At 35.4% G+C, this 17511-nt stretch carries 18 protein-coding genes; 17 read left to right on the plus strand and 1 reads right to left on the minus strand.

Annotated elements, in window-relative coordinates; genetic code table 11:
* Nucleotides 1–81: 81 nt before the first annotated feature.
* The 13 genes from U6A24_RS09600 (at nucleotide 82) to U6A24_RS09660 (ending at nucleotide 13029) form a co-directional block, all read left to right on the plus strand.
* A complete protein-coding gene (locus U6A24_RS09600; protein ID WP_324179747.1) occupies nucleotides 82–723 on the plus strand; it encodes a GNAT family N-acetyltransferase in 642 nt (213 codons plus the stop codon).
* Nucleotides 711–1901 (plus strand): argininosuccinate synthase, encoded by a 1191-nt coding sequence (argG, locus tag U6A24_RS09605; RefSeq protein ID WP_324179748.1) that lies wholly within the window; start codon nucleotides 711–713, stop codon nucleotides 1899–1901. The genes U6A24_RS09600 and argG overlap by 13 nt, the downstream gene beginning before the upstream one ends.
* Entirely contained in the window at nucleotides 1898–2875 is a 978-nt protein-coding gene (gene argC / locus U6A24_RS09610) for an N-acetyl-gamma-glutamyl-phosphate reductase (protein WP_324179749.1), read from the plus strand. The genes argG and argC overlap by 4 nt, the downstream gene beginning before the upstream one ends.
* A gap of 2 nt (nucleotides 2876–2877) precedes the next feature.
* Complete coding sequence (gene proC / locus U6A24_RS09615; protein ID WP_324179750.1) at nucleotides 2878–3672, plus strand: pyrroline-5-carboxylate reductase; 795 nt, start codon at nucleotides 2878–2880, stop codon at nucleotides 3670–3672.
* 169 nt (nucleotides 3673–3841) lie between these two features.
* Nucleotides 3842–4981, plus strand: coding sequence for an aspartate aminotransferase family protein (locus tag U6A24_RS09620; RefSeq protein ID WP_324179751.1), 1140 nt, complete (start codon nucleotides 3842–3844; stop codon nucleotides 4979–4981).
* A 3-nt stretch (nucleotides 4982–4984) separates the two neighbouring features.
* Complete coding sequence (locus U6A24_RS09625; RefSeq protein WP_324179752.1) at nucleotides 4985–6181, plus strand: glutamate-5-semialdehyde dehydrogenase; 1197 nt, start codon at nucleotides 4985–4987, stop codon at nucleotides 6179–6181.
* Entirely contained in the window at nucleotides 6159–6968 is an 810-nt protein-coding gene (gene proB, locus U6A24_RS09630; RefSeq protein WP_324179753.1) for a glutamate 5-kinase, read from the plus strand. Before U6A24_RS09625 ends, proB begins: the two co-directional genes overlap by 23 nt.
* Complete coding sequence (locus tag U6A24_RS09635) at nucleotides 6965–7909, plus strand: N-acetylornithine carbamoyltransferase (protein WP_324179754.1); 945 nt, start codon at nucleotides 6965–6967, stop codon at nucleotides 7907–7909. Before proB ends, U6A24_RS09635 begins: the two co-directional genes overlap by 4 nt.
* Before the next feature lies 1 nt (nucleotide 7910).
* Nucleotides 7911–8687 carry an acetylglutamate kinase gene (gene argB / locus U6A24_RS09640; protein ID WP_324179755.1) on the plus strand — a complete coding sequence of 259 codons (777 nt, stop codon included), beginning with the start codon at nucleotides 7911–7913 and terminating at the stop codon, nucleotides 8685–8687.
* Nucleotides 8688–8690: 3 nt separating this feature from the next.
* Nucleotides 8691–9755 carry a M20 family metallo-hydrolase gene (locus U6A24_RS09645; RefSeq protein ID WP_324179756.1) on the plus strand — a complete coding sequence of 355 codons (1065 nt, stop codon included), beginning with the start codon at nucleotides 8691–8693 and terminating at the stop codon, nucleotides 9753–9755.
* A gap of 16 nt (nucleotides 9756–9771) precedes the next feature.
* A complete protein-coding gene (gene argH, locus U6A24_RS09650) occupies nucleotides 9772–11049 on the plus strand; it encodes an argininosuccinate lyase (protein WP_324179757.1) in 1278 nt (425 codons plus the stop codon).
* 129 nt (nucleotides 11050–11178) lie between these two features.
* The gene (locus U6A24_RS09655) at nucleotides 11179–12063 is read left to right on the plus strand and encodes a carbohydrate kinase family protein (RefSeq protein ID WP_324179758.1); all 885 of its coding nucleotides are present in this window, start codon (nucleotides 11179–11181) and stop codon (nucleotides 12061–12063) included.
* Nucleotides 12064–12123: 60 nt separating this feature from the next.
* Complete coding sequence (locus U6A24_RS09660) at nucleotides 12124–13029, plus strand: hydroxypyruvate isomerase family protein (protein ID WP_324179759.1); 906 nt, start codon at nucleotides 12124–12126, stop codon at nucleotides 13027–13029.
* Between the two features lie 3 nt (nucleotides 13030–13032).
* On the opposite strand, the gene U6A24_RS09665 is transcribed toward U6A24_RS09660, so the two are convergent.
* Nucleotides 13033–13392: a hypothetical protein gene (locus tag U6A24_RS09665; protein ID WP_324179760.1), complete on the minus strand. Its 360-nt coding sequence runs from the start codon at nucleotides 13390–13392 to the stop codon at nucleotides 13033–13035.
* A gap of 215 nt (nucleotides 13393–13607) precedes the next feature.
* Here U6A24_RS09665 and U6A24_RS09670 point away from each other — a divergent pair, with 215 nt between their 5' ends.
* The 4 genes from U6A24_RS09670 to U6A24_RS09685 all read left to right on the plus strand — a co-directional run bounded on the left by U6A24_RS09670 (nucleotide 13608) and on the right by U6A24_RS09685 (nucleotide 17459).
* The gene (locus U6A24_RS09670) at nucleotides 13608–14027 is read left to right on the plus strand and encodes a transposase-like zinc-binding domain-containing protein (RefSeq protein ID WP_324179761.1); all 420 of its coding nucleotides are present in this window, start codon (nucleotides 13608–13610) and stop codon (nucleotides 14025–14027) included.
* Nucleotides 14028–14139: 112 nt separating this feature from the next.
* A complete protein-coding gene (locus tag U6A24_RS09675) occupies nucleotides 14140–15387 on the plus strand; it encodes a hypothetical protein (RefSeq protein WP_324179762.1) in 1248 nt (415 codons plus the stop codon).
* An 11-nt stretch (nucleotides 15388–15398) separates the two neighbouring features.
* Nucleotides 15399–15656 carry a DUF4212 domain-containing protein gene (locus U6A24_RS09680; RefSeq protein ID WP_324179763.1) on the plus strand — a complete coding sequence of 86 codons (258 nt, stop codon included), beginning with the start codon at nucleotides 15399–15401 and terminating at the stop codon, nucleotides 15654–15656.
* A gap of 30 nt (nucleotides 15657–15686) precedes the next feature.
* Nucleotides 15687–17459, plus strand: coding sequence for a sodium:solute symporter family protein (locus U6A24_RS09685; protein WP_324179764.1), 1773 nt, complete (start codon nucleotides 15687–15689; stop codon nucleotides 17457–17459).
* The last annotated feature ends 52 nt before the right edge of the window (nucleotides 17460–17511 follow it).

Raw genomic sequence — 17511 nt, forward strand, 5'->3', positions numbered from 1 at the left:
TTTATCTACTCGAAACTTTTTTCGGAACTCAATCCTAAGTTTTTAACAATCAAAACTTTTTGATAAACGGTCGTTACGTTTATGAAACAGGTCAATATCATAATTGCCGACGAAAGTCATTTGAAATACGCACAAGAAATCTGTGATGTAATATCTGATTCTGCCAAAGTAAGAGGGACTGGTATTGCTAGGCGTACCCCAGAATATATACAAGCCAAAATGATTAATCATAATGCTATAATAGCCTTGTCTGGTGATCAATTTGCAGGTTTTTGTTATATCGAGGTTTGGGGAGATACACAATATGTAGCTCATTCTGGATTAATTGTACACCCCGAGTACAGGAACCAAGGGCTTGCAAAAAAAATTAAAGAATTTACATTTAATTACTCCTTAAAAAAATATCCTTCATCAAAAGTGTTTGGTATTACCACTGGATTGGCTGTAATGAAGATCAATTCTGATTTAGGGTATCGTCCGGTAACATTTTCAGAACTTACCGATGATCCTAAGTTTTGGGCAGGTTGTAAAACGTGTACAAATTATGATATCCTTACCTCCAAAGAACATAAAATGTGTTTATGTACCGGTATGTTATATGATCCCGTAAAAAAAGTAAAGAAAAAAGAAAAATGGTTTAACAAAAAAGTATTAAAGAGATTAAAACATATCAAGCAAACCATGCTTGCTGGTAATAAACAATTGTTATTATGGAAAAAGTAGTATTGGCATATAGTGGAGGTCTCGACACCTCGTATTGCGTGAAATACCTTATTCATGAAAAAAACCTTGAAGTACATACGATTTTGGTGAATACAGGAGGGTTTTCAGAAAAAGAATTAGAAGAAACGAAGAGCAGAGCTTATGAATTGGGAAGTTCCAATCACGTAAACAAAACAATCTTAAACGAATTCTACCAAAAGGCAATCAAATATTTAATTTTTGGAAATGTTCTCAAAAATAACACATATCCACTTTCGGTAAGTGCAGAACGAATTTTTCAAGCTATTGAAGTAATCAATCATGCCAAAAAAGTAGGGGCGAAATACATTGCTCATGGTAGCACGGGTGCAGGAAATGATCAAATCAGATTTGATGTGATTTTTCAAACATTAGCTCCCGAAATTGAAATAATAACGCCCATAAGGGATCTTAAACTTTCCAGACAAGAAGAAGTAGCTTATTTAGAGAAATACGGAGTAAGCTATAGCTGGGAAAAAGCCCAATATTCTATAAATAAAGGTATTTGGGGAACCAGTGTCGGTGGAAAAGAGACACTTACTTCACATAGTGCATTGCCAGAAGAAGCATATCCTAGTCAACTTCAAAAAGAAAAGGAAGAAACGATTACACTCAATTTTGAAAAAGGAGAATTAATTGGTCTTGATGGAGTTAAAGATTCTCCGGTTAATAATATTCAAAAGTTAGAAGAGTTAGCAAGCGCTTTTGCGGTAGGAAGAGATATTCATGTTGGGGATACAATTATTGGCATAAAAGGAAGAGTAGGTTTTGAAGCAGCAGCGCCAATGGTGATAATCAAAGCACATCATTTGTTGGAAAAACATGTACTAACCAAATGGCAGCAGTATTGGAAAGAGCAATTGGCCAATTGGTACGGAATGTTATTGCACGAAGGAAATTATCTGGACCCGGTAATGCGAAATATAGAAGCATTCCTTGAAGATTCGCAAAAATCGGTAACAGGAAATGTTACTGTAAAATTGAGGCCTTATCATTTCACTTTTGAAGGTATCGAATCTGATTTTGATATGATGAAATCTGATTTTGGACAATATGGAGAGATGAATAACTCATGGACGTCTGAGGACGCTAAAGGATTTATCAAAATTTATGGTAATGCTAATAAAATATATCATAATGTAAATTCAAACGAATCATGATTAAAGCCGGAATTATAGGAGGATCGGGATATACAGCCGGAGAGCTATTAAGGCTACTGGTACATCATTCAAAAGTTGAATTGGATTTTGTATATAGTACAACCAATGCAGGGGTGGGTATAGATAAACAGCACCCCGATATGATAGGAGAAATAGATCTAGAGTTTACAGATACCATAAACCCAAATGTTGATGTGTTGTTTTTATGTCTGGGCCACGGAAGATCCCGAGAGTTTTTGAAAAACCATAGTTTTTCAGAGAAGACCAAAGTAATTGATTTAGGGAATGACTTCAGGTTAAAGAAAGATAATCACTACGTAAACAGAGATTTTGTTTATGGTTTGCCAGAATTACAAAAAGAGAACATCAAAAAGGCAAAAAATATTGCAAATCCCGGATGTTTTGCAACGGCGATACAGTTGGCATTGTTACCCTTGGCTTCTACTGGAAAAATTAGCGATGCAGTGCATATTAATGCAACCACAGGAAGTACGGGTGCCGGAGTCGTTCCTGGAAGTACAACGCATTTTAGTTGGAGGGATAATAACTTTTCGAGTTACAAGGTATTTACTCATCAGCATTTAGGTGAGGTCGAACAAAGTTTACAACAGCTACAAAATCATTTTGTAGCTCCATTGTTTTTTATTCCGAATAGAGGAAATTTTAGCAAAGGGATTTATGCAACCCTGTATACCAAATTTGAAGGAAGCGAAGAAGAAGCAAAAGCGTTGTATAAAACGTTCTATAAAGATGCCCAATTCACAACCATTTCTGATCAGGAAATTAGTCTGAAGCAAGTAGTGAATACGAATAAATGTATTCTTCATATAAGTAAGAAAAATGGAATGTTGCTAGTTACTTCAGTTATTGATAATTTGATTAAAGGAGCATCAGGACAAGCAATTCATAATATGAATCTCATGTTTGGATTTGAAGAAAACACAGGATTAAAGTTAAAAGCAAGTGCATTTTAAATATGAACAAGATAACGATCATAGGAGTAGGCAATTTAGGAAAATCAATTCTTTCTGGTTTGGCGAGTAGCGATTTACTAAATGCAAAGGATATTACAGCAGTCGATAAGTCAAAATACAATCTCAAAGAAGTTGAAGAAAAACTAAATGTCTCGACATCGCAGAATATAATTGAATCAATAAAAGGTGTTAAATGGATAATCCTATGTGTACAGCCTAGACAGCTTGACATTGTATTACAAGAAATTAAAGAGGTGTTAACACCTGGTCAAATATTAATTTCTACGGTAACAGGAACTTCTATAAAGGAAATTAATGAAGTAACGCCTAATAATAAAGTAGTTCGAGTAATGCCAAATACAGGGGCAGCAAAAAAACTATCAATGACTTGTATATCGGCAAATGAAGATGTAAAAGAAGAACTAGGATTTGTAGAAAAGATGTTTGATACCATTGGTAGAACATTGATCATTGAAGAACGATTGATGCAAGCAGCAACAGTTTTAGGAGCTAGTGGTATTGCATTTTTTCTAAGATTTCTTAGGGCAATGATTCAAGGGGGAATCCAGATGGGATTTCATCCTCATGAAGCTCAAATAATTGCAGTTCAAACCGCTATTGGAGCCGCTACGTTGGTTGCCAAAAATGGCACACATCCAGAGCGAGAAATCGATAAAGTAACTACACCTCAAGGATGTACTATTGAAGGATTAAATGAGATGGAGCATCAGGGACTTAGTTCCTCGGTAATAAAAGGAGTAATGGCTTCTTATGAAAAGATAAATACGATTAAGTAACTAGTTGGTAGTAGTTAGTAGATAGAGTTGCTAATTACATTTTCAAGAAGGATTAATGAAAAGTGAAATAAACAGTAAACCATTCGTCAAACATTGGAATTAAACTGAGATGTGAAATTGAGAATAAAATGAACTAATAACTAACCACTAAAGACTAAAAACTAAAAAAATGAAACTATTTGATGTATACCCTTTGTATGATGTAGAACCTGTAAATGCATATGATTGCATTGTGGTCGATAAAAATGGAATAGAGTATTTGGATCTATACGGTGGGCATGCCGTGATTTCTATCGGGCATTCGCATCCACATTATGCAAAAAAACTAAAATGCCAAATAGAAAAAATCGGATTTTATTCTAATGCGGTTCAGAACAGCATGCAATTGCAATTGGCAGAAAAGCTTGGGAAACTATCGGGATATAATGACTACCAATTGTTTTTGTGTAATTCGGGAGCCGAAGCCAATGAAAATGCTTTGAAACTTGCATCTTTTTATACCAATAAATCAAGAGTAATAGCTTTTAATAATGGATTTCACGGACGAACTTCGGCTGCCGTGGCTGCAACCGATAATCTAAAAATCAATGCTCCGCTTAATAAACAGCAAGAAGTTACTTTTTTACCACTTAACGAAATTGATTTGGTAAAAGAAGAATTGCAAAAAGGAGATGTGTGTTCCGTAATTATTGAACCTATCCAGGGAGTAGGAGGATTGGATGAAGGAACCACCGATTTTTTTCAACAATTAGAAACATTATGTCACGAATTTGGAGCGGTCTTAATTTTGGACGAAGTACAATCTGGATATGGTAGAACAGGAAAGTTTTTTGCACATCAATATCATGGGATTACTCCAGATATCATTTCGATTGCTAAAGGAATGGGAAATGGTTTTCCGATAGGTGGAATTATGATTGCACCACATATACAACCAAGTTACGGATTGCTAGGAACAACCTTTGGTGGAAATCATTTGGCATGTGCTGCTGCATTAGCAGTTTTAGACGTGATTGAAACCGAAAACCTAATAGATAATGCAAAATTATCAGGAGAGTATTTTATATCTATAGCCAATAAGGTGCCTGGGGTTCAGCTGGTAAAAGGAAAAGGATTAATGTTGGGATTAGAATTTGATTTTGAAGTAGGTGACTTAAGAAAGAAGCTTATTTATGATCAGCATATTTTTACAGGAGGAGCGATGAACAAAAAATTGCTGCGCATACTTCCTCCATTAACCGTTGGTAAGAAAGAAATTGATCAATTTATAAAGGCATTGCAAAACGTATTGATTGTAGAAAAGGTATAAATAATGAGTTTAGTTTTAAATATATCACAAAGAAATTCTGTATTAAAGAAAATGGCCACTTTGATAGGTCAAAACAGTACAGCAATACTCGAGGTGAATCAAAAGGATTTGAAAAATTACTCTGGTGGTGACAGGGCTATGTATGATCGATTGAAAGTAAATCAAGCCAAGATTGATGGTATGATTTCTTCTCTGGAACAACTTGCGCAACAGGAAGACCCCATTGGAATCGAACGTTTTAGATTTAATCATGATAACGGAATGCAAGTGTTCAACAAAACGGCTCCTTTTGGAACGGTGTTGATCATTTATGAATCAAGACCAGATGTTACCGTTGAAGCAGCAGGAATAGCCTTTAAATCGGGTAATAAGATTTTACTCAAAGGAGGAAAGGAATCCCTTCATTCGAACCTGGAAATAGTGAAACTCTGGCATCAAGCGCTTTTAGAAACTGGTGTCACAACCGATTGGGTAGAATATCTTAATTATAACCGAACCGAAACTCAAGCTTTTCTTGAAAGACCTACACAAAATATAGATCTCATTGTCCCTAGAGGCGGAGAAAAGTTGATTGATTTTGTGAAAACACATGCTACGTGTCCTGTAATTGTAAGCGGAAGAGGCAACAACTTTGTGTATGTACATAGAGAAGCAGATAGAGCTTTGGCTTTGGATAATATCATCAATGGAAAAACGAATAAAATTTCGGCATGCAACGCGATTGATAAAGTTTTAATTGATAAAAATCTTCCGAACAAAGAGGATTTTGTGAGAAACCTAATTACAAGTCTTAAGAATTATGATGTCGAAATACTAGGTGATATTTCACTTTCAAAATATGAAGAAGTCCAACCCATACGAAACAAATCTGTATGGCATGAAGAGTTTTTGGATTATAAAATTGTCATTGGTGAAACTGATAATGCAATAGATGCTATTTCAAAAATTAACGAATATAGCGGCGGGCACTCGGCGGCTATAATCACTCGCAATAAAAAGGAAGCTGAGGTTTTTATGTCCTCTGTAGATTGTGCCGCCGTTTATCATAATGCATCTACACGATTTACCGATGGTTTTCAATTGGGTTTAGGAGGAGAATTGGCGATAAGTACAGATAAATTACACCAAAGAGGTCCTATTGGATTACAACATTTGGTGACTAATAAATGGTATATACATGGTGATGGGCAAATCAGATAAAAAGAGAGTTGTATTAAAAATAGGATCCAATACACTAACCAAAGAAACCGATCAGATCTCCAGAGGTAAGATCGAAGATATTGGTAGGCAGATTGTGGCTTTACAAGACAGTTATGAGTTTGTGATCGTTAGCTCAGGGGCCATTGCTGTTGCAAAACAGTTTGTAAACCTTGAAAGTAATGGGAAAGAAATCAATGTAAAACAAGCCTTAGCATCAATCGGACAACCGCATCTGATGCGCATATTTCAAGAAAGCTTTAGGGATCTTGGTTTGTTAACCTCTCAATGTCTTTTATCATATTCAGATTTTGAACGAGAGCAGTCAAAAAAGAATATTGTTAATACTGTTAATGTATTGGTCGCAAATCAATATATACCAATTATTAATGAAAATGATACCGTAGCCACCGATGAGATCCAATTTGGGGATAACGACAAGTTAGCAGGTCTAACTGCAGCGCTGCTAGAGGCCGATTTGTTGGTTATAGCGACCAATACTGATGGAATATGTACCAAAGAATCTGTTGAAAACAAGACATACCAGACAATAGAAAAAGTAAGTGATATTAAGGTTTTAGAAAGTGAAGTGGTTTCTTCGATTTCTTCACACGGAACAGGAGGGATGAAATCGAAGATCCAAGCAGCCAGAATAGCACAGAATTCAAATATAGAAACCTGGATAGTTAATGGGTTGAAAGACAACTTTATAATAGACGCAATCCAGAATAAAGTTCCGTTTACGCAAATTAATAAAGAAAATAAAGAAGCGAAAATTGAAGTAAGATGAAAAACTACTTTTCCATACATGATATTGATTCCCTGGATACATGGGTAAATGAAGCGATAGCGCTAAAGACAGCTCCTTTATCTCATAATGAGTTAGGAAAAAATAAGACTATCGGGATGTTATTCTTTAACCCAAGTCTTCGTACACGTTTAAGTACTCAAAAAGCAGCTATTAACCTTGGTATGAATGTTATGGTAATGAATTTTACAGGCGAAGGGTGGTCGTTAGAATATGGAGACGGAACTGTAATGGATCAAGGAAATTCAGAGCATGTTAAAGAAGCGGCACAAGTAGTATCACAATACTGTGACGTATTGGCAATACGAGCGTTTGCAAAGCTAGAAAGCAAGGATGAGGACTATAGCGAAAAAGTGCTAAAAAGCTTTATAAAATATGCTACAATACCTGTTGTTAATATGGAAAGTGCTACGGGGCATCCTTTACAAGCATTAACTGATGCCATAACAATCACCGAACATAAAAAAATAGACAAGCCAAAGGTTGTATTATCATGGGCGCCACATCCAAAAGCCTTACCACAAGCTGTTGCAAATTCTTTCGTAGAAATGATGCAAAAAATGGATGCCAATTTTGTAATTACCCACCCCGTGGGATTTGAGTTAGCCAGTGAAATTACCAAAGAGGTGCCCATTGATTACAACCAAGAGAATGCTTTTAAGGATGCCGATTTTATCTACGTCAAAAATTGGAGTTCGTATCATGATTATGGTAAAGTTGGAAGTGATAAAAGTTGGCAGATTACCAAAGAAAAAATGAACCTCACCAACAATGCAAAGTTTATGCATTGTTTACCGGTTAGAAGAAATGTTGTTATAGATGATGCTGTAATCGATAGTAAAAACTCTGTAGTTATAGAACAGGCCAATAACAGAACGTATGCTGCGCAATTGGTACTGAAGAAAATTCTTGAAAACAGATAAGATGGAAAAGTTATTAGTCGCCAAAATAGGAGGTAACATTATTGAAGACCAAGATTCCTTGGATTCTTTTTTAGAAGGGTTTTCTAGAATAAAAGAACCAAAAATATTAATTCATGGCGGGGGGAAATCGGCGACCCAATTGGCTTCAAAATTAGGAGTTAAAACCGAAATGATCGATGGAAGAAGAATTACCTCGGCAGAAAATCTGGATATTGTTGTAATGACCTATGCAGGGTTGTTGAATAAGAAAATAGTTTCTGGTCTGCAAAAATGTGGTAGTAACGCATTAGGGCTAACAGGGGCAGATGCCAATGTTATTTTGGCTGAAAAAAGACCTGTACAGTTTGTAGATTATGGATATGTAGGAGATGTAATCATGGTTAATGCAGATGCAATTCAAGGTTTTTTAAATATGGGGATTGTGCCTGTTTTTTGCGCAGTAACACACGATGCAAATGGGCAATTGTTTAATACCAATGCAGATACAATTGCTTCTGAAATAGCTTCAGCAATGAGTAAGAACTACGAAGTGTCATTATTCTATTGTTTTGAGCTTAAAGGCGTTCTTGAAGATATAAATGATAAAGACTCTGTAATTGAGCATATCGATTTGGAAAAGTATTCACAACTTAGGGATGCAGAAGTAATAGCCGATGGGATGTTGCCCAAACTTCAGAATTGCTTTGATGCATTGCAAAAAAATGTAAGCAAGGTCCATATAGCTAATGCCGATTTTATAAAGAATAATCAAACGAAACACACCACATTGAGTCTATAAATAATGATAGAGCAATTAACAAATAACGCGATACAACTATTACATCGATTAATAGAAACACCTTCTTTTTCTTCAGAAGAGGATAAAACGGCTTTGCTTGTTGAAGATTGGTTCAGGCAAAACAATATTCCTTTTGAAAGAGAAAACAACAACATTTGGGCGTACAACAAGTATTTTGATGAGGCAAAACCCACCATTTTGTTAAATTCTCATCATGATACAGTAAAACCAAATGGAAACTATACCAATGATCCATTCAACGCTTTTGTTGAAAATGGAAAATTATATGGTCTAGGAAGTAATGATGCCGGAGGATGTTTGGTTTCATTACTAGCAACATTTACACATTTTTATAAGCAAAAAGACCTGAGTTACAATTTTGTAATTGTGGCTTCAGCAGAAGAAGAGAGCAGTGGTCCTCTTGGATTAAAAAGTGTCTTGAAATATCTAAAAAATGTAGTGTTTGGAATTGTTGGAGAACCCACATTAATGCAATTGGCCGTAGCCGAAAAAGGATTATTGGTTTTAGATGTTTCGGTTAATGGAACAGCAAGCCATGCGGCACATCCTAATAATGATAATTCCATCTATAACGCTTTAGAAGTGATTCAATGGTTCAAAGATTATGAATTTGAAAAGGAATCTAAAACTCTTGGCAAAGTAAAAATGACAGTTACTCAGGTTAATGCTGGAAAACAGCATAATGTAGTGCCTTCGCATTGTGATTTGGTGGTAGATGTAAGAGTAAATGATAAATATAAAAATGAAGAGGTATTGGGAATTGTAAGGAAGGCATTGCCTGAAAATGTTGGGGTGAGACCAAGATCGTTACATTTAGGATCTTCTTCAATTCCAATGGATCACCCTATTGTAAAATCAGGTATCAGACTTGGGAGAACTACCTATGGTTCACCTACTTTATCCGATCAATCGGTATTGAGTTGTCCTTCTTTGAAATTAGGACCAGGAGACTCTACCAGATCTCATTCTGCAGATGAGTTTATTTATATAGATGAAATCAAAGAAGGTGTAGAGTTATATATAAAAATATTAGAGGGAATTGTATAAAAAAGAATAGTGAGATATGAAACTCTGGGACAAAGGATTACCAACAGATCAAAAAATAGATAGATTTACCGTAGGTAACGACCGACAGTTGGATTTGGTAATTGCTACATATGATGTGAAGGCGACTTTGGCACATGCCAAAATGTTACATAAGATTGATTTGTTGTCTGATAAGGATATTTCTGAAATAGAAAGAGAACTTAACAAGCTGCAAATAGAGATTGAAAAGGGAACTTTTATAATTGAAGATCAATTTGAAGATGTACATTCAAAAATTGAATTCGAATTAACTCAAAGGATAGGAGATGCAGGCAAGAGAATCCATACAGCAAGATCTAGAAACGATCAGGTTTTGGTAGCAATGCATTTATATCTTAAAGATGAGTTGTTACAGATCAAATCTTTGGTTAAAGAATTATCACAAGATTTATTGGTAGCTGCAAAAAAGTACAAAGAAGTTCTACTGCCAGGATATACCCATTTACAAATAGCCATGCCGTCATCTTTTGGTCTTTGGTTTTCGGGATATGCAGAAAGTTTTGTAGATGATCTATATCTCGTTAATGCAGCATTAAAAGTGGTTGATCAAAATCCATTAGGTAGTGCAGCGGGTTATGGTAGTTCATTTCCGATAGATAGAGAATTTACAACTAAAGAACTTGGGTTTGAAACGCTAAAGTATAATGTTGTGGCTGCTCAAATGAGTAGAGGAAAATCTGAAAAGACAGCCGCATTTGCTTTGAGTAGTATAGCGGGGACACTTTCAAAACTAGCAATGGATGTGTGCTTGTACATGAGTCAAAATTTCGACTTTATGAGTATTCCATCAGAGTTTACAACAGGGTCAAGTATAATGCCTCACAAGAAAAACCCCGACGTTTTCGAGTTGATAAGAGGAAAATGTAATAAGGTTCAGGCAGTACCATATGAATTAACAGTATTGACCAATAATTTACCTAGTGGCTATCATAGAGAATTTCAGTTACTTAAAGAAGGAATAGTACCGGCTATTCAGGACTTGAAAGCTTCGTTGGAAATGGCAATGTATGCTTTAAAAAATATAAAAGTTAATAAGAGCATATTAGAAGATACCAAATACGACTATCTCTTTAGTGTAGATACCTTAAATGCATTAGTTATGAACGGAATGTCGTTTAGAGATGCTTATGTCAAAATCGGAAAAGATATTGAAAGCGATATGTATAAACCTGAAAAAAACACAAAACATACTCATATAGGTAGTATAAATAATCTGTGTCTTAAAAATATTGAAGAGAAACTGAAGCAAGTTTAATTGAGTGTAAGTTGAGTTAGTTTAATTTTTTTTAGCTTCAGTCTAGACCCCCAGAGGAGTAGTTAACCACTGGGGGTTGTTTTTGCAGAATTGTTTATGGAATAGTATCTTAGAATTAAAATTTAAACTATGAAGATCACTTGTTTCGGAGAAGTACTTTGGGATATATTTCCAGAACATAAAAAAATTGGAGGAGCTCCGCTTAATGTGGCTTTACGTCTTAAAAGTATGGGAGTAAATTCTTCAATTATTACCAAGGTAGGGAATGATGCGCTGGGGAAAGAAATTATAAGGTATGCATTAGAACGAGGGCTGCCTGTAAACACATTTCAAATCGATGAACAGCATAGAACTGGTGAAGTTTTGGTGACTCTGGATCATGAAAATACAGCTTCATACGAAATAAGTAGACCCGTTGCTTGGGATTTTATAGAATATTCTAAAAATGCTGCCGAAAAAATAAAAACATCTGATGCTGTAATATTTGGTAGCCTGGCTAGCAGAAATAGGATTTCGAGAGATACATTACTTCAATTATTGGATCATGCGAAATTTAAGATTCTGGATGTTAACCTCAGACCCCCGCATTATAATACCGAATTACTTTTAGAATTAATGCAAAAAGCCGATTTTATAAAACTAAATGATGAAGAACTAGAAGAAATCTGTACTTATTTTAAAATACCGGAAAATACTCTTGAGGATCAAGTAAAAGCGATTGCAGAATATACAAATACAGATCAAATTTGTATGACTAAAGGGGGAAAGGGAGCTACACTGTTTTATGATAATGTTTTCTATCATAATTCGGGATATAAAGTAAAAGTAGTAGACACAGTAGGGGCCGGAGATTCGTTTTTAGCAACGTTGATTTCAGAAATTCTTAAAGAACATCACCCCCAAAAGGCTATTGATCGTGCTTGTGCTGTAGGAGCAATGGTAGCAGGAAGTAAAGGAGCAAATGAAATATTTTCAGAAATAGAAATAGAAAATTTCATAAGAAGCCAGGGCTAGTCAATGACAGTATGCTACCAAAATAGTATCTTTAATAAGTAATCACACAATCTTCTTGACATGTCTAAAATAAAAATTAGTCGTAGAAAAGCCATAAAAAATATATCGCTTGGGGTTGGTGCTATTGGCATTGGAGAATCTATTTTTGCAAGTAAATCAAAAGGCGCCACAAAGAAAAGTGTTAATAATCTCCCTGTTTCCTTAGAAGGAAATATTAACCACTCTGTATGTAGGTGGTGTTATCAAAAAATTCCGTTACAAGAATTTGCACAAAAAGGAAAAGATATTGGCCTTAAAGCAATCGATTTGCTAAAACCGGAAGAATGGAAAATTGTTCAGGATGCAGGATTGAAGTGTTCTCTGGCTACTGATACTTTTGCAAGTATAACACACGGGTTTAATGATCCTGCTAATCATCAAAAACTACAAAAACAATATGTCGAACTTATTTCTAAAGCTTCGCATGCCGGAATAAAACAGGTGATTGTTTTTTCGGGAAATAGAAATGGGATCTCTGATGAGGTTGGGATCGAAAATTGTGCTGTAGGACTTGATCCCTTGGTAAAACACGCAGAAAGAAATAAGGTAACTTTAATAATAGAATTGCTTAATAGCAAAGTAGATCATAAAGATTATCAATGTGACCGTACACCATGGGGAGTAAACTTGGTTGATAAAATAGGGTCTTCAAGCTTTAAGCTTTTATACGATATCTACCATATGCAGATTATGGAGGGAGATATCATCGCTACAATTACAAAGTATAAAGATTACATTAATCATTATCATACAGGAGGTGTGCCCGGAAGAAATGAAATTAATAACAATCAAGAGCTTTATTATCCGGCCATTATGAAAGCTGTTCTTGCTACTGGTTTTAAAGGATATGTAGCGCAAGAATTCATTCCCACATATGAAAATAAATTAGAAGCACTGAAAGAAGGAATTACTATTTGTGATGTTTAATTTCTAGGGAACTAATCTTTTCAAATCATCAATTACATTGATATTATGTCGTAAGCTGGCATAAAGAATAAAAAGGATAAAAATAGCAATCGTAAAACCAAAAAGGGTTCCGTTTTTATTACTTGTAGAGAACTTTTTAGACGTTTTAAGGTAAGCTTGAGAAAGTTTTTTGGTGTATTTGGTTACCAATGCAAATGCAGGGGCAAAAATAAGCACTACAATAGCCATGTCAATGATTACTAATAAGTATCCGTCTTGTTCAATATGCTTTTTGACATACTTTATGATATGTTCATTGATTAAAGCTGCACAAAGAACTGCAACAGCATAAATAGCGTATTGAGTAAGTTTTTTATTGTTCATGGGGCCGGATTATTTTTTAGATGGAAAATCTAATAAATCTATCAGATTAAATCAAAAATTGATGGAAATTAAACGTTTTTACTTTTGTTTTAGTATGGACTTGTAGTAATAAAAGAGTTGTTTTTTAAGAATATTACTGCGGTTTTTTAATAAAAACACATTAATGTTTGATGATTTTAACGCTAAATTGATATATTTATGCTAAATAAATATATATGAGAATTGAAACATGTCCAAATTGTGGTTCTGGGGAATATATAAAAAGTGGTGTTGTTAACAATAGACAACGTTTTAAATGTAAATCATGTAATTATTTTTTTTCAGTAAATAAGATAGGGAAGAAGATTGATGATTATTATGTAAATAAAGCATTGCAACTATATTTAGAAGGGTTAACCTATCGAGAAATTGAACGCATTCTTGGGATTTCTCATGTAAGCATTATGAATTGGGTTAAAAAATACAACATTAAACGGCCGTATAATTCTAATTATCATCCAACATACAAAATACTGAACGCTTCAGAGTTATCATCTTACTTTCAAAATGTTAATAATTTATCTGGAGCAGGGGTAGTGGTGACAGAGCTTGGAGATAAGTTTATGCTTATAAAATGGGAACGTTTTAGGGATTAGCTATATGTAATTAACAGATAACTATATTAATTTTTTGTTAACTCATACTTTTTTGGAGATTAGTACTGCGCACAAAATCAAATTTAAGTACTAATCTAATCTTTTAAACTCTATGAGAAAACGACTATTAATACTGTTAGGTGTTAGTTTTTTTACCTTCCAGTTTATGTATTCACAGGGGTCTCCAGATTATAACGGAGGAATCAAAGTGAAACTTAACGAAGATGGATCCAAATATTTTAGAATAATTTCCTGGGGGCAATTTTGGGCTCAATATCAAGACGATGCTCCCGATGATGTTAGTAATACTAATTTTAGTATTCGTAGAGCACGTATACTAACCTATTCGCAAATCAATAAGGATTTTTTAATACTTACACATTTTGGTTTAAATAGCCTAAATGGAGATAATCAAAGTCCGGTTGGAACAGGAGAAAGATCACAATTATTTTTTCATGATTTTTGGATGCAATATAACCTTGGCGAGAAACATGCTATTGGTGGGGGATTACACTATTGGAACGGTATCTCTAGACTGAATAATCAAAGTACTCTTAATATTATGACTCTTGATAACAATCGTCAGTCTTGGGCAACCATAGGACTTTCAGATCAGTTTGCTCGACATATAGGAGTGTATCTAAAAGGATCTTTTGGAAAATTACAGTATCGTATCTCGGTTAATGAATCTGGAAGAAATACTTTGGATTCTGCCATTGATTTGGGAGATCCAGACACCTTTGTAGCCGGAGATACCTACTATGCCGGGAGAGATCTTCTTGGTTCTAAAGATGCAGGAAAAAACTTTGCAGGGTATTTTGACTATAATTTCCTTGATCAAGAATCAAATTTTTTACCATACAAAGTAGGTTCTTATCTAGGAGGTAAAAAAGTATTCAACGTCGGAGCAGGATTCTTTTATCATCCTGATGGTAGTGTAATAGTAAACAATGACCTTACATTAGAAGGACAAGATGTAGCTATTTTTGCGGTTGATGCATTTTATGACGCTCCCATAGGAGAAAATGGGTCGGCAATAACGGCCTATGCAACCTATCAAAACAATGATTATGGAGAAAACTTTACTTTGGGACAGACTTATGAAACCGGTTCTATGGTTTATGGTCATGTGGGATATGTAATACCTAACGATAATAAGAAAACCAAGTTTCAACCGTATGCTTCTTTCAATACCAGATCTATAGATGCCATTGATGATAATGCTACGACGTTTGGGGTTGGAGCTAATGCCTATTTTAGTGGTCATCACTCAAAGATTACTTTAGAGTATCTTAATACAAAATATGGGGATAACGATGCACAAAGCTTTGTTACACTTCAGGCAATGATTTATTTATAAAATTTAAACTTATGACAGATAAACAAAAAGCAGTCGCGTATTGGAAAGAAAACCTTAGATATTTGGTCATTTTATTGACAATTTGGTTTTTGGTTTCCTACTGTGCAGGAATACTTTTCAAAGATGCATTAAACAATATTAGACTTGGTGGCTTCAAACTGGGGTTCTGGTTTGCGCAGCAAGGTTCTATTTACACTTTCGTTATACTCATTTTTGTGTACGTACGATTGATGAATAAACTAGATAAAAAATATGGTTACGATGAGTAATCTTAGTACTAACCAAAAAAATACAATATTATGAGCGTTCAAGTATGGACATGGATTTTAGTAGGGATTACTTTTACCCTTTATTTTGGGATAGCCATATGGGCTAGGGCAGGTTCTACAAAAGAATTTTATGTTGCCGGAGGAGGAGTTTCTCCTTTGGCAAATGGTATGGCTACTGCGGCAGATTGGATGAGTGCCGCTTCCTTTATCTCAATGGCAGGTTTGATTTCTTTTATGGGATATGACGGTTCGGTGTTTTTGATGGGTTGGACAGGCGGATATGTGCTACTGGCCCTCTTATTGGCACCATACCTTAGAAAGTTTGGTAAGTTCACGGTTCCCGATTTTATTGGAGATCGATACTATTCAAATACGGCGAGAACGGTAGCTGTGATATGTGCTTTGATTGTATCCTTTACCTATGTTGCAGGTCAAATGCGAGGGGTAGGGATTGTATTTTCACAGTTCCTTCAAGTAGACATCAACCTTGGTGTTATCATTGGGATGGCTGTCGTATTGGTGTTTGCCTTTTTAGGAGGAATGAAAGGAATTACATATACGCAGGTAGCACAATATTGTGTATTGATATTTGCATTTATGGTTCCTGCTTTTTTTATCTCAATGCAGATGACCGGAAACATCATTCCGCAAATAGGAATGGGAGGAACCGTTGAAGATGGAACCTATCTTTTAGAAAAATTAGATACACTTCACACACAATTAGGATTTAATGAATATACCAATGGTTCAAAATCCACCTGGGACGTTTTTGCAATCACTTTGGCTCTTATGGTGGGTACCGCAGGTTTACCACACGTAATTGTACGTTTCTTTACAGTTCCCAAAGTAAAAGATGCGCGTAAATCTGCAGGATTGGCCTTATTATTTATTGCTATATTATATACAACAGCTCCGGCTATTGCAGTTTTTGCGCGAACCAATTTGATTGAAACTGTGAGTAATAATGAATATGAACAAGTTCCAGAGTGGTTCAAGAATTGGGAAAATACGGGTTTGATTGCCTGGTCTGATAAAAATGGAGATGGTAAAATCCAATATGTAAATGGCGCTGCTACAGATGGAAAACCAAAATATACAGGAGAGCGGGGACAGTTTGGAGAAAGGTTAGTCTCTAATGCCAATGGTACTGCCAACGAATTGTATGTAGACAGAGATATAATGGTACTCGCCAATCCAGAAATCGCCAAATTACCTAACTGGGTAGTGGCACTTGTGGCAGCGGGAGGTCTTGCAGCTGCTTTATCTACAGCAGCAGGTTTATTGTTAGTGATCTCTACATCAATTTCTCATGATTTGATCAAAAAACAAATCAAGCCTAATATCTCAGAAAAAGGAGAGTTATGGGCAGCACGCATCAGCATCTTGTTTGCTATTATCGTAGCAGGATTGTTTGGCATCTATCCGCCAGGTTTTGTAGCTGCTGTAGTTGCATTGGCCTTTGGGTTGGCTGCAGCATCCTTCTTTCCGGCTATTATCCTTGGTATTTTTGATAAACGAATGAATAGACAGGGTGCCGTCTCTGGAATGATCGTTGGAATTACATTGATGTTAATTTATATGATCGTTTATAAAACCGGATTAATCGGAGTTATGGAACCAAGGCCCAAAGAAGAATGGTGGTTTGGTACATCACCCGAAGGTTTCGGAACTATTGCTATGATTGTAAATGTAGTCGTATCGGTGGTGATATCTAGAATGACTTCAGAACCGCCAGAAGAAGTTCAGGATATTGTAGAAAACATAAGGATCCCAAGTGGAGCAGGAGAAGCAGCTTCACATTAATTTTTAATTTAGAAGAATACGGTGTTATACGATCGGTATAGCACCGTTTTTT

The organism is Aquimarina gracilis (assembly GCF_035285365.1).
Lineage (GTDB): Bacteria > Bacteroidota > Bacteroidia > Flavobacteriales > Flavobacteriaceae > Aquimarina > Aquimarina gracilis.

Bases quoted from the DNA above. Each gene is read 5' to 3' on its own strand.
- proB (WP_324179753.1), top strand. From the start codon at position 6,159: ATGGTGATGGGCAAATCAGATAAAAAGAGAGTTGTATTAAAAATAGGA.
- U6A24_RS09680 (WP_324179763.1), top strand. From the start codon at position 15,399: ATGACAGATAAACAAAAAGCAGTCGCGTATTGGAAAGAAAACCTTAGA.
- U6A24_RS09675 (WP_324179762.1), top strand. From the start codon at position 14,140: ATGAGAAAACGACTATTAATACTGTTAGGTGTTAGTTTTTTTACCTTC.
- U6A24_RS09620 (WP_324179751.1), top strand. From the start codon at position 3,842: ATGAAACTATTTGATGTATACCCTTTGTATGATGTAGAACCTGTAAAT.
- U6A24_RS09665 (WP_324179760.1), bottom strand. From the start codon at position 13,392: ATGAACAATAAAAAACTTACTCAATACGCTATTTATGCTGTTGCAGTT.
- U6A24_RS09625 (WP_324179752.1), top strand. From the start codon at position 4,985: ATGAGTTTAGTTTTAAATATATCACAAAGAAATTCTGTATTAAAGAAA.
- U6A24_RS09645 (WP_324179756.1), top strand. From the start codon at position 8,691: ATGATAGAGCAATTAACAAATAACGCGATACAACTATTACATCGATTA.
- U6A24_RS09670 (WP_324179761.1), top strand. From the start codon at position 13,608: ATGAGAATTGAAACATGTCCAAATTGTGGTTCTGGGGAATATATAAAA.
- argG (WP_324179748.1), top strand. From the start codon at position 711: ATGGAAAAAGTAGTATTGGCATATAGTGGAGGTCTCGACACCTCGTAT.
- argB (WP_324179755.1), top strand. From the start codon at position 7,911: ATGGAAAAGTTATTAGTCGCCAAAATAGGAGGTAACATTATTGAAGAC.
- U6A24_RS09600 (WP_324179747.1), top strand. From the start codon at position 82: ATGAAACAGGTCAATATCATAATTGCCGACGAAAGTCATTTGAAATAC.
- proC (WP_324179750.1), top strand. From the start codon at position 2,878: ATGAACAAGATAACGATCATAGGAGTAGGCAATTTAGGAAAATCAATT.
- argH (WP_324179757.1), top strand. From the start codon at position 9,772: ATGAAACTCTGGGACAAAGGATTACCAACAGATCAAAAAATAGATAGA.
- argC (WP_324179749.1), top strand. From the start codon at position 1,898: ATGATTAAAGCCGGAATTATAGGAGGATCGGGATATACAGCCGGAGAG.
- U6A24_RS09655 (WP_324179758.1), top strand. From the start codon at position 11,179: ATGAAGATCACTTGTTTCGGAGAAGTACTTTGGGATATATTTCCAGAA.
- U6A24_RS09685 (WP_324179764.1), top strand. From the start codon at position 15,687: ATGAGCGTTCAAGTATGGACATGGATTTTAGTAGGGATTACTTTTACC.
- U6A24_RS09660 (WP_324179759.1), top strand. From the start codon at position 12,124: ATGTCTAAAATAAAAATTAGTCGTAGAAAAGCCATAAAAAATATATCG.
- U6A24_RS09635 (WP_324179754.1), top strand. From the start codon at position 6,965: ATGAAAAACTACTTTTCCATACATGATATTGATTCCCTGGATACATGG.